Raw genomic sequence first — 16153 nt, 5'->3', positions numbered from 1 at the left:
GTCAATTAATTTGCATTCATTTATTTGCTGATATTCAGTGAAATTTAACCGTAAATTATAACAGAACAAATGCTATGGCGCAGTACCCAGTCATTTATTTTGTCGCTGACACTATTGCGAGCATTGAGGCTGCTGTCATTGACAGCACTGGCAGATTATCTTAAGGGTTTTATGAGTGAGGGGCGCGTGCAAAACGTGTCATCTCTAGTCACAACTTGCCTAGGGTCTAACTGTGCTAATGGGTGGCAAGTATGCTAAAATCAGGCGATTTATTTTATAATAACTATTAGAGATAGAGCCTCTTTTTGCTGAGCGTTCTTAATCTGCTAAGGATATTTGGTTAGCATCGACCATCATCACGGCAAGGATAAATAAAGTCATGGATGTAACTTCATTGTGGCAGACGATAGCTGAGCACCCCGAGTTTTTTGCCATGCTCACCATTCCACCGGTGACAGCATTTGTGACTTGGATACATGTGTGGATGGCACTGAAGATGCTGTTTTATCCAATTAAGTTCTGGGGTATTCGTATTCCGAACTTCCCATTTTTTGGGCTACCGGGAATCGGTTGGCAAGGTATTGTCCCAAGAAAAGCGGGCAAGATATCAGGGGTTATCGTTGATCAGACGCTCTCTAAGCTTGGCTCGCTTGATGAGTTTTTTAAAGCGATGGAGCCGGAGCAGATGGCGGTATTTATCACTGATACGGTTGATGGAAATCTCGAAAATTTGATTGATGAGATTATGCTCGATCATTCACCAGCGCTGTGGGGCAATCTTCCTTATGCACTCAAGCGCCGTGTGTATGCCCAAGCACACCAAGAGCTGCCGAGTATTATGCAATCTTTGGTGACTGACTTGACTTATCATGTCGAAGATTTAGTCGATATGCGCAAGATGATTGTCAATAAAATGGAAAGTGATCGGCGTTTGATGGTTAATATGTTCTTAAAAGTTGGACAAAAAGAGATTGATTTTATTTGGCATATTAGTGCTCTAATAGGACTGATTTTCGGCATTATCCAAATGTTTATATTTTTAGTCGTGCCGCAGCACTGGACAGTACCGTTTTTTGCTGCTGTTTGGGGTTGTCTCACCAACTGGATTGCGATCTGGATGGTCTTTAACCCAGTGGAGCCACATTTTATCCCTTATGTGAAGTTTTTTGCCTTGCAGAGTCGTTTTCCATTTATTAGACCGCAATTACCGCATATCGCTCAATACCGTTTTCAAGGTGGCTTTATGAAGCGCCAAGAGGAGGTTTCTGAGGTTTTTGCCGAGATTGTCGTTAAGGATTTAGTGACGTTAGAGAACATCATGAATGAGATGATGTATGGTGACCGCGCCGCCGAGACGCGTGAGTTGATGAAGTCGCATCTTTACAAAGTATTAGAGTCACCAGTAATCAGTACGACTTTACGAGTAGGACTGGGTCGCCGCGAGTTTGGACAGTTAAAAAATACCATCATTGATAAATCAATCGTCGCAACGATGGTACCGCTGCGTGACCCTGAGCTCAATGAAAGCCGTGCTAGTAAAATATTTGGACTATTTCGTGACCGTATTCGCGCACTGTCACCCGATGAGTTTCAAAACTTATTACGTCCCGCCTTTCGTGAAGATGAGTTGACGCTGATTGTGCTTGGCGGCTTGACTGGGTTTTTGGCAGGTTGGTTACATCTGGTATTGGTGTTTTTTCCAGCGATGCAATGATAGGCAGCTTTTCATACTCTTTATACACATCGCATACACTGTGGATACAGAAACGTGACAAGTTGACGCTAATGTACCATGCTGTAAGTGCCCTAAGCTGCAATGGCTAATGGGGATAATTAGATAATAATCACAGTAGAAAATACCAGCAGTAACGAATATGGGATACTTTCGAATATCCTGAAATACCAATCCCTAAAATAAACAATGACCGTATTAAGGTAAACAAGGTTAGACCGTATGTTAATCACAGAATTGGGTTATTTTGCCTTGCTGGCCGCCTTTATGTTGGCGATTTTGCAGGTAGTATTACCAACGATAGGCGTTATGCGTGACCATGTTGCTTGGCAGCGTTTGGCACCGAGCTTGGCATGGGCGCAGTTTGCCGCCATGATTACCTCGTTTGGCGCGTTGATGGCAGGCTTTTATTATAATGATTTTAGTCTTGTCTACGTGTCGCAGCACTCGAATACTTTGTTGCCTTGGTATTATAAGTTATCAGCAACTTGGGGCGGGCATGAAGGCTCGCTATTGCTATGGATGACTATCATGGCAACGTGGTGTGCGCTGGTATCTTACTTTAGTCGTGGTCTGCCATTGTCGATGCGCGCGCGAGTATTGGTGATATTAGCAGGCGTACAGATGATGATGCTGGCGATGTTAATCTTTACCTCATCACCGTTTGACCGCACATTGCCAAACTTGCCAGTCGATGGCGCCGATTTAAACCCTGTCCTACAGGATTTTGGTTTGATTATTCACCCACCGATGCTATATATGGGCTATGTGGGTATGGTCGTGCCGTTTGCTTTTTGTATGGCAGCTTTGTGGGAAGGACGCTTGGATGCTGTATGGACACGCTGGTCGCGCCCATGGGCGCTGGCAGCTTGGGGTTTCTTAACAGTTGGTATCGCTTTGGGTTCGTGGTGGGCGTATTACGAGCTTGGTTGGGGCGGTTGGTGGTTCTGGGATCCGGTAGAAAACGCATCGTTGATGCCTTGGCTGGCAGGTTTGGCGTTGCTACATTCGCTTGCGGTCACTGAAAAGCGCGGGGTCTTTAAAGCATGGAGCATTATGCTGGCGATCTTTGCCTTTGCACTGAGCCTACTTGGCACGTTCCTTGTACGCTCAGGGGTCATTACCTCAGTCCACTCCTTTGCTGCTGACCCAACGCGTGGTCTTGTGATCTTAGCCATACTTGGCGTGATTATTGGCGGCGGTTTGTTGATGTTTGCCATCCGTGGTTGGCGTCTAACGGTTGAAAGTCAGTATCAACTGGTTTCGCGTGAGTCGTTTTTAGTTATTAATAACGTTATTATTTTAATTGCAACCTTAGTGGTACTGCTTGGTACGCTCTATCCTATCATTGCTGATGCCTTTAATTTGGGTCAGGTATCAGTAGGTCCTCCGTACTTTAATGCGCTATTTGTGCCTTTAACATGGCTATTGCTGGTTGCAATGGGTATGGGCTCTAATATCCGCTGGAAACAAGATAAGCGTCCATTGTTAGGCGTTGGTATGGTCATTGCTGTGAGCAGCCTTGTCTTAGCAGCAATCATTACTTACTTCGTTAGCCCGTCTGCCATGCTCAATATCGGCGTGACGTTAGCGGTGAGTTTTTGGGTATTGTTTTGGATGGCGGTCGACTTTAAAGACAAAACCAAAAATGCACCGAATTTCTTTAAAGGTTTGGGTCAATTACGTTTGAGCTATTGGGGTCAACAGACCGCTCATATTGGGGTGCTAATAGCCGTCATCGGTGTTGCTTTTACCAGTACTCTAAGTATCGAGCGCGATGTGGCATTAAGGCTTGGTGAAACGGTCAATGTCCAAGGCTATGACTTTGCATTAACTGATTTAAGAGAGACTAGAGGCAGTAACTTTGATGCAACACAAGCCGAAGTCACAGTCACTAAGAAGGGTAGCGTAGTAGCGATACTTCATCCTGAAAAACGCACTTACATCATTAGTACGATGCCGACGACTGAGGCAGCAATTAATGCCAACCTCATGCGTGATTTGTATGTCGCACTCGGTGAACCTATCGCTCAGGGTAGCGATCAATGGGCAGTACGTATTTATGTGAAGCCGTTAATTCGCTGGATATGGCTTGGTGCTCTTATTATGGCTTTCGGTGGTTTACTAAGTATGCTTGATAAGCGCTACCGAATTAAGAAACCAAAGACACCTGCACAAATTGCGGCGAATAAAGCAGGTTTTACGACCGCTGCTGATATAGAAACACGTGCAACAATCGGGGAGAAATAATATGACTCAGTCAGATAAGTCTCCTCAAAAAAGTCCTAAGAAAAACAGCAGTCAAACGATGAAAAAAAGCCAAATTAAGATATGGTTTTTGATACCGCTGATCGTCTTTGCAGGTTTCATAATCATGTTGTATCTGCGTTTGGGTCAGCCGACTGAAATCGTGACCAATACCGCTCTTGAGCGTCCAGTGCCGACTTTTGAGCTGCCATTATTGTCAGATACCAGCCGTATAATGACCAATGATAATCTACCAGATCAGCCATTTTTGATGAATATTTGGGGCTCTTGGTGTCCAACTTGTATTATTGAGCATCCTTTTTTAATGCAATTAGAAGAGCGCGGTGTCAATCTGGTTGGAGTTAACTATAAAGATGATATTGGCAATGCGCTAGGTTATTTGAACCGTGGCGGTGATCCATTTTCGATGTCTATTCAGGATTTGTCGGGCCAGTTTGCGCTAGATTTAGGCCTAACAGGTGCGCCCGAGACTTTTGTGGTCGATGGTGAAGGTATTATTCGCCAGCATATTGTCGGTGAGATTAATGAGAGCAATTGGCAAAGTCGTATTACGCCTTGCTTAATGGTGCTCAATGATGCCGATAAAGGCAATGTTAGTCCAGACCCTAATCAGGTCAAGGAGGCGTGCAAATGATGGCGATTCAAATGAAAGCAATCACTATGAAGTTAGTAAGCTTGATAATAGCCTGCCTGCTTAGTATTAGTGTCTATGCAGCGATTGATGTTTATAACTTTGATTCAGTACAGCAAGAGGCCCAGTATCGCGGTCTTATCGAAGAGCTGCGCTGCCCAAAATGTCAAAACCAAAACCTCGCGGGTTCTGATGCGCCCATTGCCCAAGATTTAAAACAAAAAACCTATGACTTAATTAAAGAAGGTCGTAGTGATGGAGAGATACGCGCTTATATGCAAGAGCGCTATGGCGATTTTATTACTTATAAGCCACCGCTGCGTCCTTCAACATGGATACTATGGTTTTTTCCACCATTACTGCTGATTTCTCTAATAGTTGGTTGGTTTTGGCAAAGTAGACGCAGTCAACGGGTTGCGCGCGGTCAAAGCGGCGTCACAGTAGATAACGCTGCAGCGTTAACAACGGTAGAAAAAGCTGAACTTGATCGTCTGTTATCGCGTGCCAATAGTAATAGTAATGACAATAACGATCATGACATCACAAGCCTCGAGGATAAAAAATGACCCTATTTTCTACTTTTGGCTTATTTATTGCCCTAAGCTTACTGATTGCACTCATACTGGCGCTCATCGTTATCATGCCATGGTTACGAGCGTCACGCTTACGAGAAAACCCAGTTGACAATCAACTACTAGATATCAATATTGGGGTATTTCGTGAACGTCTAGCAGAACTGCAAACGGATAAAGACAGTGGCACGATTGATGACACTCATTATCAAAATCAAAAGATTGAGCTTGAGCGTCAACTATTGGATGCTCAGCGTACAGTAACGCCAATGGTGGCGCCTGGTATCAAAAGTCGCCTGATTGTTGTGATATGGGTACCAGTACTCGCAGCATTGGCTTATTTCTTAGTCAGCGACCGTACACCGGTATTTAATCTGTGGACAGCAGAAGATAAAGTGGCTCAAGTGGCGGATGATTTATTGACCGGTAAGATTGATCAGCCACCAGCTTGGGCGATTGAAGATGGTACGCAATTAATCAGTGCTATGCAGACCAACGTCTATCGTCACGCCGATGACCCTGATCGTTGGATGCGGCTATCAGAGTTATTCTTATCATTAGAAGCAACTGACTCAGCAATCGAAGCCTTGTCGCGTGCTTATCGTTTATCGCCAGATAACGAAGAGATTGCAACCACCTATGCGCAGATTAGCTTTTTTGCCAATAAAGGTCAGTTGGATGCCAATAGTCGCCGTGTCCTCCAAGATGTGTTGGCTAAAAATCCGCAGCATGAAGGGGCACAGATGCTGATGGCAATGGGTGAGGCGCGTGGTAATAACTTTGAAGAAGCACAAGGTTGGATTAAGCGTTTACGTGATAGTATTGCCGCCAAACCAGGTGATCATACCCAAGCGCTGGCCAGTCTGGATGAGCTGAGTACGAACGTAACGGCTCAGCAGCAGCAAGCCTCTGAAGGTATTGACGTGACCGTATCTATTAATGCGAGCCTGCTACCGTTAGTAAAAGCTGATGACGTGTTGTTTGTGGCGATACGTGATGTGAAAGGTGGTCCACCGTTTGCCGCTAAACGTTTACCGATTAGCGTTATTAAGCAAGGTGAAGCCAGTATTAGCCTAAGTGATTTGGATGCGATGATGCCTGAGCGTACGCTGGCATCTGCTCGTGTTGAAAAAGTACAATTAGCAGTTATTGCTCGCATTAGTCATAGCGGCACTGCTACGGCAGAATCAGGAGATTTATCAGGTAATCCTGTGGTGATTAGTGCAGATCAAAATCAGGTCAATGTTGAGATTAATCAACAAGTTCCTTAATGAGTCAATATCAAAATATAAAAATATCAGTATGTAATAAATGCGCGCCATCGTCTTTTCTATGGCGCGCAACCCTGTCCCATGAACAGATAAGTCATCATAACTTTCCGCATCAAGACTAAAAATACTTGAGCTTTTGAAAGCCACAAGGTAAGGTAAGCTCTGCAAACCACCAATCCCTAAGTTTTACTAGTCCCAAAATCCTATCTATTAAGGAGAGTCGTGTAATGATGCGTATTATTTTGCTAGGTCCACCAGGCGCCGGTAAAGGCACCCAAGCTCAGTTCATTTCTAAAGAATATGATATTCCGCAGATCTCAACGGGCGATATGCTGCGTGCAGCAATCAAAGAAGGCAGCGAGCTTGGCAAACAAGCCAAAGACGTGATGAATGCTGGTGGTTTGGTTTCTGATGACCTCATTATTAACCTAGTGCAAGAACGCATCGCTAAGCCTGATTGTATTAATGGCTGTATTTTAGATGGTTTCCCACGTACCATTCCGCAAGCCCAAGCGCTTGCCGATGCGAATGTTGCGATTGACCATGTAATTGAAATTAGTGTGCCTGATGATGAAATCGTCAAGCGTCTATCTGGTCGTCGCCAACATGCAGGTTCAGGTCGCGTGTATCACATTGATCATAATCCACCAAAGCAAGAAGGTATTGATGATGTGACTGGTGAAGCGCTTATTCAGCGTGAAGACGACAAAGAATCCACCATTCGCGACCGTTTAGCCACTTATCATGAGCAGACATCAACCTTGGTTGGTTTCTATCAAGATAAAGCCAAAGAAGGCGACGATGCTCCTAAATATGACAAATTTGATGGTACGCAAGGGATTGATGACGTTAAGCAGCAAATCTTATCAGCCCTAAAAGGCTAATGTTATTTTGTTGAAATTGTTCACTGAGCTTGTTTACTGATTATTGTGATTGAAGACCCTGCCAATCAGCAGGGTTTTTTAATACTTAATTATTAGTATAAAAATACTGCAAAATGTAGGTGTAAAAAAGCCGTTCACTTATCATAAGTAAACGGCTTTTTCATTAAAACGTCCTACTGATAGAGTCAGTAGCGTTTAAATTAATACTTACGCATTACCTTCAGCATCGACTTGAGCTTGCTGTTGGCTTTGCGCATAGGCTTGATCAAAGTTGACTGGAGCTAGCAATAACTGCGGGAAGCTACCACGTGTCACGATGTCGCTGATGACTTCACGCGCATATGGGAACAAAACGTTAGGGCAATATGCACCTAGGATTTGACCGATCTGATCTTCTGGAATATCTTTCAATAAGAAGATACCGGCTTGATGAACTTCCGCAATAAATGCCGCTTCTTCTGCATTTTTCGCCGTGACACTAACAGTTAATACGACTTGATAGTGATCGTCATCAAGTTTTTCGGCATTGCTAGATAAATTGATATCAAGCTCAGGGTTCCACTCTTTAGTGAATACGCCAGCGCCTGGGACTTCAAGTGACATATCTTTTACATAAATGCGTTCTAGTGCCAATTGTGGTTGTACTTGTTCTTCAGCCATGATAATTCCTCTAAAAGTTAATCAAATGATTGGGCAAACTGTCATTGTAATAAAATAAGATTGTAATATAAATCGAGACTCAATCTCGATATTTTTTAGCAATACTCTTTATTGCTGTCTTTATCGTGACTTACAGACGTTATTTACAGATATTATTTACATAGATAAAGACAAGCAGTAAAGCAAGATAACAAATTAACCCGCTAATAGCTCGTCAAGTTTACCTTGTTGGTTCATTTGGTTGAGTTCATCAAAACCACCGACAAAGGTTTCGCCAACGAAAATTTGTGGCACGGTGCGATAGTTATTGGTTTTTTGCATTAAAGCACGGCGATCATCGCTGCTCATGTCATGCATGCCAATTTCTTCATATTCAACACCTTTAGATTTAAGCAGTTGCTTGGCATTTGAGCAATATGGGCAGATAGGGGTGGTGTAAACTTTAACAGATACAGTCATGGTAAATCCTTATTTATAAATTTATAGAGCAATCGTTATAGGATAGAGAATAATATTATAAAATGTGCTCATAGAGGCTGCAATCAAGTAAATCACAAGCCTATATTCTATTATGCTCACTATAAAGTGGGGATAGGTAGGATAAATTCAAGCTATTTGCGTCGAAAAGTCTTGGCTGTCACAGAATTGCCCCATAAAAAAAGACACCCTATGAAGAGGTGTCTTTTTTATTCACTATCGATAGATAGCAAGTCGTCGTTTGATAAAGCGCTTTATCAAACTACTTATGCAAGCTCGGTTTTGCTTTGACTTTAGTTTTGGGCTTGGCATCTTTTAGCCCAACGAGTGGCATACCAGCGCCTTGCCAGCCGCCAATACCACCTTCTAAGCGATAGACGTCGTCTTTACCAATCATTTGTATTGCAGCGCCTGCTTGTACGCCCATATCACAGATGATAATCACTGGCTGCTCAATCGCACGGATTTCTTCTATGCGGTCTTTAAGCTCTGTGAAAGGGATGTTGCGGCTGCCTTGTATATAACCGGTGGCAAACTTCTTTTTGGCTCGAATATCGATAAGCTGCGCATTTTGCGAGTTAACCATCATACCAAGGGTATTGGGCGATATTTTTCTGCCACTACGTTTGTTTTCAATAGCAAAAAATAGCACGGCAAGTACGGCTAATATACCAAATAAAAACGGGTGGTTGCCCACAAATTCCAGCGCACGATCCAAACCATACCTCCAAAAAATTAGTGTTCTATTAAGCTGAGAAAACAGCCTAACGAATTGAACAAGGCGTTATTATACCGATAAGGTCATCTATAGTAAACGTGTGATGGTCAACCTAGCGATTAACAATGAATAAAACTTAATAAGGTTTAGTGTCAGCCTCTTCTCTTAGCGTGATAAGGTTTTCGACGCGGCGCTGCAATACCTTACCATCAGCAACGGCCTCCCACAACGCGCAGCCTTTACTGTTATGAGTGTGGCGGCAGTCGCGGAACTGGCAGTCGCCAGCAAGCGGTGCAAGCTCGACAAAGCCTGAAATGATATCATCAGGTGTCAAATGCCAAATGCCGTACTCACGAATACCCGGTGTATCGACGATGCCGCCTTGGGTCAAGTCATCAGGATTAAAGGGCAATAAGCGGCTGGTGGTGGTGGTATGTTGACCGAGCTTTGAGTTATCAGAGATAACATTGACGCTTTGTGCAGATTCAGGTAGTAGGGCATTGATTAAGCTGCTTTTACCAACGCCAGATTGACCCGCAAAAATAACCAGCTTTTTATCTATATAGCGTTTTAGCTCGTCAAGTCCTTCTTGTTCATCGCTATCAGCGACGTTTTCCGGGCAATCGACTGAGGTTAATACATTCTCATAACCGAGCGCGGCATATTGTGCCAATAATTCATTGGTATCGACGCCGTTTTCTTGTGCCAGTAAATCGGCTTTATTGAGCACCAATAGTGGCTTGACGCCAGCATGATGGCAAACGACTAAATAGCGATCGATTAGGGTCGGGGCAGCAGCAGGCAGTGGCGCAAACACAATGGCCAAAATATCGACATTGGCGGCGACAGGCTTAAGTTTATGATAACGGTCAGGACGTGAGACAAGAGATGTACGTGGTTTGACCGATTCGATACGTCCAAAGCCCGTATTTGAGTCGGCGCTCCAACGCACTTGATCGCCAGCGGCTAGCATCGGCAAGTTAGTACGCACATGACAGCGCCAAATGTCGCCCAATGCTAGTGTTTGCCAAAATGGCTCAGGATCATCAGGGGCAAACTCAGGCTGCTCAGGGATAACAGATGGCAAACTGGTCACTTGCACCTCTAATTGCTTGCCATAATGCGCCATGACCACGCCATTCATCAAACTGTCATCGATGCTGTCTTGACTGATCAGCTGTTGTTTGTCGATGCGACGAATCTGTTGTTTAGTCAGTTTGCGTTGCCGGATTAATGCCATGGGTTTGTGACCTATTAAAAAAATATTGCTCAGTGTAGCGTGAAAATTTGCTAACATACAGCTTAAAGCGCCTGCGCTAGACAGTGGTTTTGTAACGCTCTAATCGTGGTGGATGCAAACCTTAGACCATTTATATGATTGTTTATAACCTGTTTGATTTATTTACTCAACATTGATTGACCATATTAAATATAGGATACTTTATGAGCACCAGCGACCATCCCAATAAGATCAAAATTAAAAATCAAGGTAAAAAAGGGCTGGTATGGATTGATTTAGAAATGACCGGATTAGATACCTTAACTGATGAGATTATCGAGATAGCGACTGTCGTCACCGATGAGGATTTAAACGTCCTTGCTGAAGGCCCTGTTTTTGCCATTAAGGTATCTGATCGTAAATTAAATGGTATGGATGATTGGAATACCAAGCAGCACGGGCAGTCGGGTTTGGTCGATCGTGTGCGCCGTAGTACCGTGACCTTGGCTGAAGCTGAAGCTGAAACGATTAAGTTTTTAAACAAATGGGTCGATAGTGGCAAGTCGCCAATGTGTGGTAACTCAATCTGCCAAGATCGCCGCTTTATGGCGCGTCAAATGCCAGAATTAGAAAGATTCTTCCATTATCGTAATCTTGATGTGTCGTCAGTTAAAGAGCTGTGCTTCCGCTGGCGTCCTGACATTCTTAAAAACTTTGAAAAAGGCGGTAGTCACTTAGCGTTAGATGATATTCGCGACTCTATCCGTGAGCTAAAACACTATCGTCAGCATTTCTTTAAGTTGATACCTTAGAATATAAGCTAGCCTGTAGCATGATAAGAAAAAAGTCTTCAGATGAACCGAGCGCCATTATTGGGCTGGTTTGTCTGAGGACTTTTTTTGAATCAATTAAAAGTAAGATATTATCAACGTTTTATCTTATTATTGCAGCTAGCGATTTTCATCGGCACGCTTAATACTATCTGGACTTGCTGCATAAACAGTGTCCAGTTCAGCTTCTGTTAGATATTTCTCTACCGTAGGGTATAACTCTCGTTCTTCGAAACGAATATGGTCGTATAATAGGTTGCCAAGCTCTTTAACTTGCGCAACTGTAACGTCTTTACCACCAGATTTTTCGACGGTATCCATCAATTTATGTAACTGCTTATGCTGACCATCAAGCGTATCAAGTACCGAGGCAACGTCAGAGTGCGAGACGCGGTAAGGCTCTAAAGCATGAGCGATTAAATTGTCTTCAATCTGGAAGTGATGTTGCATATCGCTGATATAAGAGCTGAGGTTAAGCCAGTGTTTGGCAATTTCTTCAGGCTCATCAGTGCATTCTTTAGCATGGCGAGACAGGTTAAGCCCAAGATGGTGCTGGCGTGATAATGGCTGTAATTGATTGGCGCGCTTCATAATACAATACCTTAATGATTCGAGAAATCATGATTTGTTAATTATTTGGAAGGATGCTGTATGTTCAACTATCTATTAATCCTGCATTTACTCGGGGCAGCAATTTGGACAGGCGGGCATTTAATCTTAGCATTAGTGATACTGCCTAAAGTGCTATCTTCACGTAATCTAGACGCATTGTTACAATTTGAGCAGCAGTTTGAAAAGATTGGGATGCCAGCTTTAGCCATTCAGATTATTACAGGCTTATGGATGGCACATAACATCTTGCCCAATGTGAGCGCTTGGTTTGCTTTTGATAATGATATTAGTATTTTGATTGGAATAAAGTTAATACTCTTGCTGATGACGGCTGCTGTTGCTATGCACGCACGCTTTTGGGTGATACCACGCCTATCAGCAGACAATCTGAATGGATTTGCTGTTAATATTGTTTTGGTGACGTTGTTATCAGTCACGTTTGTGGTGGTCGGTACGTTATTCCGTACAGGGTTTTGATAGCATTAGTTATTCTGGCAACCCCATACGATATTTCTATATCTAGCCGGATTGGTATCGCCTTCGGTATTGAATATCATGACTACTGAATCTTGATTTAATCCCAGTTTTTCACGCACATCATGGTTAGAGGTATCACTACAAACCTTATAAAGCAAACCCAGTGTGATTGCGCCCGACTCACCACTAATAATCCGAGTATCGCCTAATACAGGGTTGCCTAATACTCGCATACCGACTGCCGATACACTGTCATCAACGCGAGCAAAGTAATTGCTGCTGTCTTTTAATACGGGCCAAGTTACTGGGTTTGGTTCACCGCAAGCAAGTCCTGTCATAATAGTGTTTAGCTCGCCTGTGACATTGACTATATCGCCTTGCACACTCGTACCTGAGCGAAAAATACAATCGGCAGCAGTAGGCTCTGCAATAATGGTTTGAAAGCTGTCTGCGCCAAGCTTGTCTACCAAATAACCCAATACGCCACCAGCCATAGAACCGACACCTGCTTGCAACATTATATGGGTTGGCAGGCCTTCACCTAGAGCAGTGGCTTGTTCAATCGCTTCATCTGGCATAGTCATATAGCCTTGAGATATCCAAGTGGGTATTTCTTCGTAGCCATCCCAAGCAGTATCTTGCACTAGCATCCAGCCATTTTCTTCTGCGGTTTTATTTGCTAGGCGCACGGTATCATCGTAATTGACATCCGTTATGATGCATTCTGCGCCCAGTCTGCGAATACGTTCAGCACTCGCTAATGAAGTCCCTTTTGGCATATAAACAACTGCTTTTTGTCCCATTTTATAAGACGCCCATGCCACGCCAGTACCGTGATTACCCGCAGTTGCCGTAGTAAATACTAGAGGCTTATCTAGCTTAGAAGAAACGGTTGTCAAATCGATGTCTGTTATATCAGTTTGAAGATATTTTGCCAATAAACGTCCTAAGGCATAAGAGCCGCCGAGCGCCTTATAGGCATTGAGCCCAAAGCGGTGGGATTCATCCTTAATCAAAATTGATTTTACACCCAGTCTTTTTGCCAATAATGGTAACGAGACCAAAGGTGTCGGTTGATAACCCTCAATTTGACGATGAAATGCACGGACTTGCTTTGCAATTTCTACAGTGAATAGAGGCGATGTTTGACCAGTATAAAAATTATTTTTGGCTATGTTGAGCATAAAGTTCTCTTGGGAAGATGATGACTGCTATTATTCTGTTAGAAATGGTTTATTCGCGCATTTTTTGCAGTTTTTTACGACCTCATAGATATCATCAATATTAGGCTCTTTCGCCTGAAGCACTTGTCCGTTATTGAGTACTAACCTCACCGTTTTATCATGCTGCTGCCCAACAGATTGATAAGCGCCTGTATTGACAGTAGATACAAGCGTATCCCAAGATACTGTTTTAACTTCATTTTTGATTGGCTCTTGCTCGCCAACAAATTGCTGTGTGCATCCAATTAAAAGTAAGGGTAGCACAAGGCTAAGATAGACATTCTTTAACATAGGTGGTTCTTCCTAATTTTAGGACAGTGTGTTTAGTAGCTTATACTACTTATCCGGGTGAAAAATTTGAACTCCTGCAAAGGTTTAACTATCGTCATATCAATTAAAAGCTTTGCTAGGCTCTGTAAATTACCGATTGTTATTGCTGTTCTTAAAATTAGACTACTTTATAAATATTGTCAAACAGGACCGACTTCAGTTCCGGCTTTTAACAACCTTGGTCACAAAATGGTCACCGAGCCGTTGGTCACCAATTTCCTCAAGATAGATTGTCTGCTGATTATTTTATATCGTATATGATAATAAAGAGTAAGCTGCTTCTAACGAGAAAGTAGAGATGAAATATAAAACCTATAGAAATCAAATACTCATATAAACTAACAGACACAAAAAAACCTCAAACAATCTAATGTTTGAGGCGAAACTTGCTTAAACTCGAGAGTTTAAATTCGTTTTAAATATGGCGCAGCGGACGGGACTCGAACCCGCGACCCCCGGCGTGACAGGCTAGACCCACCATATTTCGTTAATGTATATTAAATTATATTAACCTGCAAGTTATTATAAATAAAGGGATACAGAACAATAATCCAAATGACGTTTAGCGTAATTCAAAGTTATTTATCAAGTCAAATATACTGATTTTGGTCACTAATAAAGCATAAAAATTATACTTTAGCATGAAAATATAAGTATATATTTTATACTTATATTTTAGATTGGCATTACTAACAGAGCCTCAATATACATCTTTAATCCTCCAAAATCGTATGCCACTGTTTCATTATTAGCGAAGGACTACCTACAATCTCTAAACTAGACGTAGTTTGATTTACTGTTAAGCTGCATGATCAAAACCTCTCAAGTTTAACTGCACGGGATTAGCGGCAGGGGTCAGAGCAACGCCTGTGCGGAATGATAAACAATAAGAGCTAACAAATAAAAATCATGGCCTCTACACCTGAGTTCTTCAATGGTCGTGAAATGTGCGAGGCATGGGCAACCTATATTTAATGATTGGGTTCACGCCTCGTCCATCGTCAAGAGCAAATACACAGAACTCGGGATGTTCTCAAAAATATTCTTAGTAACTATAGTGGCGAATTATGACTCCAACCCTCTGCTACGATTTCTTTAACCACTTGGTCGTAATGCTCGGGTAATAAATTATTTCTGTAGTAAATACTGTCTATTAGCTCCTCTGTGGTTAGACCACCTTTTAAACTATTAATCATCCTTTGATACGGCTCACGAACTTCAGGCCATGACAACTCATCGCCGAGTACTCGACCAACATAAGTCATCATATAACTTTGAAAGGAAAAAGGCTTCTCCATTCTACCCTGTATAGCTAGGCGGTATATGGGCTCGAATGCTTCTAATACTGGTTTGACTAGTCTGGTGTTAAATTGAATAGATTTTTGAATATCTTCTTCTACCCATTCAGGGCGATGAATAGAAGCTACTCTCGCTATCTTTTCTCTTGACTTCCAATCTATAAGCGCCTTTTTAAACTCAATAGCTGCTTGTTTTATTTCTTCTTTATCCATATTAAGTCCTTTCATGTTACTTCACCTTAATAACATCATCAGTTTTGATGGGTTCATCCCATAATGTACGGTTTGGTACTATAGTTTGAGTTGCATTACCCACATTGGTCACTCCAGAAGGATTGGTAGTCGGTGCAATTGAAGATTGATAAACTCGTGGTGCTTCACCTGCTTTTGGATTCATGACGTAAAAAAGCTACGAGTCTTATAGAGTCGTAGCTTTTTTTGTAATTATTACACTCGTTTGTCACACTATATAAAGTTATTCATGCAACATATTAATAAAATTTTCAAAGGTTTCAGCTACATGATTAATGGCCATAGAACTTGTACCATCATCATTGTCTACAAAATCGTCATGATAGACTAGAACGACCCTAGGATTATTTGCCTTAATATCTTCTTTATAATCAAAACAAACATAATCACCATTAGCAGTTATTCCAAATAACACCATATTTTCATGACCAAAATTTTCAGTGTCTGATATGTTTATTTGATTACTAATAATATCACCGTCAAGATGATTTTTCTTAAAGCTTAAAAAGTTAACATCTCTTTCATCTCTATCTCCATAAATATTAGTAAAATCAAAAACGTTATTTTCCAGTCTTAAAGCGTCATGCATAGATACTATTTCAACATATTTGCTCGGAAAAACATAGCCTATATCTTTTTCTGCCTCGAATATTGTTTCAATATCAACCTTTCCACCATCTCTATAAATATTCATAGTTT

Annotated in this window: 18 protein-coding genes; 8 read left to right on the top strand and 10 right to left on the bottom strand. The window is 42.2% G+C overall.

The window, feature by feature from the left end; translation table 11 throughout:
* Positions 1 to 379 precede the first annotated feature (379 nt).
* From DABAL43B_RS10225 to adk, 6 genes are all read left to right on the top strand, one after another.
* Positions 380 to 1714, top strand: coding sequence for a hypothetical protein (locus DABAL43B_RS10225; protein WP_079692277.1), 1335 nt, complete (start codon positions 380 to 382; stop codon positions 1712 to 1714).
* Between the two features lie 240 nt (positions 1715 to 1954).
* Positions 1955 to 3982 carry a heme lyase CcmF/NrfE family subunit gene (locus DABAL43B_RS10220; protein ID WP_079692276.1) on the top strand — a complete coding sequence of 676 codons (2028 nt, stop codon included), beginning with the start codon at positions 1955 to 1957 and terminating at the stop codon, positions 3980 to 3982.
* 1 nt (position 3983) lies between these two features.
* Entirely contained in the window at positions 3984 to 4634 is a 651-nt protein-coding gene (locus DABAL43B_RS10215) for a DsbE family thiol:disulfide interchange protein (protein WP_079692275.1), read from the top strand.
* A complete protein-coding gene (locus tag DABAL43B_RS10210; RefSeq protein WP_413771843.1) occupies positions 4634 to 5197 on the top strand; it encodes a cytochrome c-type biogenesis protein CcmH in 564 nt (187 codons plus the stop codon). The genes DABAL43B_RS10215 and DABAL43B_RS10210 overlap by 1 nt, the downstream gene beginning before the upstream one ends.
* Positions 5194 to 6474: a c-type cytochrome biogenesis protein CcmI gene (gene ccmI, locus DABAL43B_RS10205; RefSeq protein ID WP_079692273.1), complete on the top strand. Its 1281-nt coding sequence runs from the start codon at positions 5194 to 5196 to the stop codon at positions 6472 to 6474. The genes DABAL43B_RS10210 and ccmI overlap by 4 nt, the downstream gene beginning before the upstream one ends.
* A 227-nt stretch (positions 6475 to 6701) precedes the next feature.
* Positions 6702 to 7358 carry an adenylate kinase gene (gene adk / locus DABAL43B_RS10200; protein ID WP_079692272.1) on the top strand — a complete coding sequence of 219 codons (657 nt, stop codon included), beginning with the start codon at positions 6702 to 6704 and terminating at the stop codon, positions 7356 to 7358.
* A 207-nt stretch (positions 7359 to 7565) separates the two neighbouring features.
* Here adk and secB read toward each other — a convergent pair whose 3' ends face one another.
* The 4 genes from secB to rsgA form a co-directional block, all read right to left on the bottom strand.
* Entirely contained in the window at positions 7566 to 8018 is a 453-nt protein-coding gene (secB, locus tag DABAL43B_RS10195) for a protein-export chaperone SecB (protein WP_079692271.1), read from the bottom strand.
* A 195-nt stretch (positions 8019 to 8213) separates the two neighbouring features.
* On the bottom strand, positions 8214 to 8477 hold the full coding sequence (grxC, locus tag DABAL43B_RS10190; RefSeq protein WP_079692270.1) for a glutaredoxin 3: 264 nt from the start codon (positions 8475 to 8477) through the stop codon (positions 8214 to 8216).
* Positions 8478 to 8757: 280 nt separating this feature from the next.
* Positions 8758 to 9213: a rhodanese-like domain-containing protein gene (locus tag DABAL43B_RS10185; protein WP_079692269.1), complete on the bottom strand. Its 456-nt coding sequence runs from the start codon at positions 9211 to 9213 to the stop codon at positions 8758 to 8760.
* A 136-nt stretch (positions 9214 to 9349) separates the two neighbouring features.
* Entirely contained in the window at positions 9350 to 10453 is a 1104-nt protein-coding gene (gene rsgA, locus DABAL43B_RS10180; protein ID WP_079692268.1) for a ribosome small subunit-dependent GTPase A, read from the bottom strand.
* Between the two features lie 203 nt (positions 10454 to 10656).
* Here rsgA and orn point away from each other — a divergent pair, with 203 nt between their 5' ends.
* Positions 10657 to 11244 (top strand): oligoribonuclease, encoded by a 588-nt coding sequence (orn, locus tag DABAL43B_RS10175; RefSeq protein ID WP_079692267.1) that lies wholly within the window; start codon positions 10657 to 10659, stop codon positions 11242 to 11244.
* 138 nt (positions 11245 to 11382) lie between these two features.
* On the opposite strand, the gene DABAL43B_RS10170 is transcribed toward orn, so the two are convergent.
* Complete coding sequence (locus DABAL43B_RS10170) at positions 11383 to 11853, bottom strand: hemerythrin domain-containing protein (RefSeq protein ID WP_079692266.1); 471 nt, start codon at positions 11851 to 11853, stop codon at positions 11383 to 11385.
* Positions 11854 to 11913: 60 nt separating this feature from the next.
* On the opposite strand from DABAL43B_RS10170, the gene DABAL43B_RS10165 reads away from it, so the two are divergent.
* The gene (locus tag DABAL43B_RS10165) at positions 11914 to 12351 is read left to right on the top strand and encodes a CopD family protein (RefSeq protein WP_079692265.1); all 438 of its coding nucleotides are present in this window, start codon (positions 11914 to 11916) and stop codon (positions 12349 to 12351) included.
* A 5-nt stretch (positions 12352 to 12356) separates the two neighbouring features.
* Here the strand turns inward: DABAL43B_RS10165 and dpaL are convergent, their stop codons facing one another.
* The 5 genes from dpaL to DABAL43B_RS10145 form a co-directional block, all read right to left on the bottom strand.
* The gene (gene dpaL / locus DABAL43B_RS10160; protein WP_079692264.1) at positions 12357 to 13535 is read right to left on the bottom strand and encodes a diaminopropionate ammonia-lyase; all 1179 of its coding nucleotides are present in this window, start codon (positions 13533 to 13535) and stop codon (positions 12357 to 12359) included.
* A gap of 30 nt (positions 13536 to 13565) precedes the next feature.
* The gene (locus DABAL43B_RS10155) at positions 13566 to 13865 is read right to left on the bottom strand and encodes a hypothetical protein (protein ID WP_079692263.1); all 300 of its coding nucleotides are present in this window, start codon (positions 13863 to 13865) and stop codon (positions 13566 to 13568) included.
* Between the two features lie 1091 nt (positions 13866 to 14956).
* The gene (locus DABAL43B_RS10150; RefSeq protein WP_227516672.1) at positions 14957 to 15415 is read right to left on the bottom strand and encodes a hypothetical protein; all 459 of its coding nucleotides are present in this window, start codon (positions 15413 to 15415) and stop codon (positions 14957 to 14959) included.
* 16 nt (positions 15416 to 15431) lie between these two features.
* Positions 15432 to 15599: a hypothetical protein gene (locus tag DABAL43B_RS14260; RefSeq protein ID WP_171996346.1), complete on the bottom strand. Its 168-nt coding sequence runs from the start codon at positions 15597 to 15599 to the stop codon at positions 15432 to 15434.
* 78 nt (positions 15600 to 15677) lie between these two features.
* Entirely contained in the window at positions 15678 to 16148 is a 471-nt protein-coding gene (locus tag DABAL43B_RS10145; protein WP_079692261.1) for an SMI1/KNR4 family protein, read from the bottom strand.
* Between the last annotated feature and the right edge of the window lie 5 nt (positions 16149 to 16153).

The sequence above is a fragment of the Psychrobacter sp. DAB_AL43B genome (assembly GCF_900168255.1).
Classification (GTDB): Bacteria; Pseudomonadota; Gammaproteobacteria; order Pseudomonadales; family Moraxellaceae; genus Psychrobacter.
This window is presented reverse-complemented; position numbering and strand designations above follow the sequence as displayed.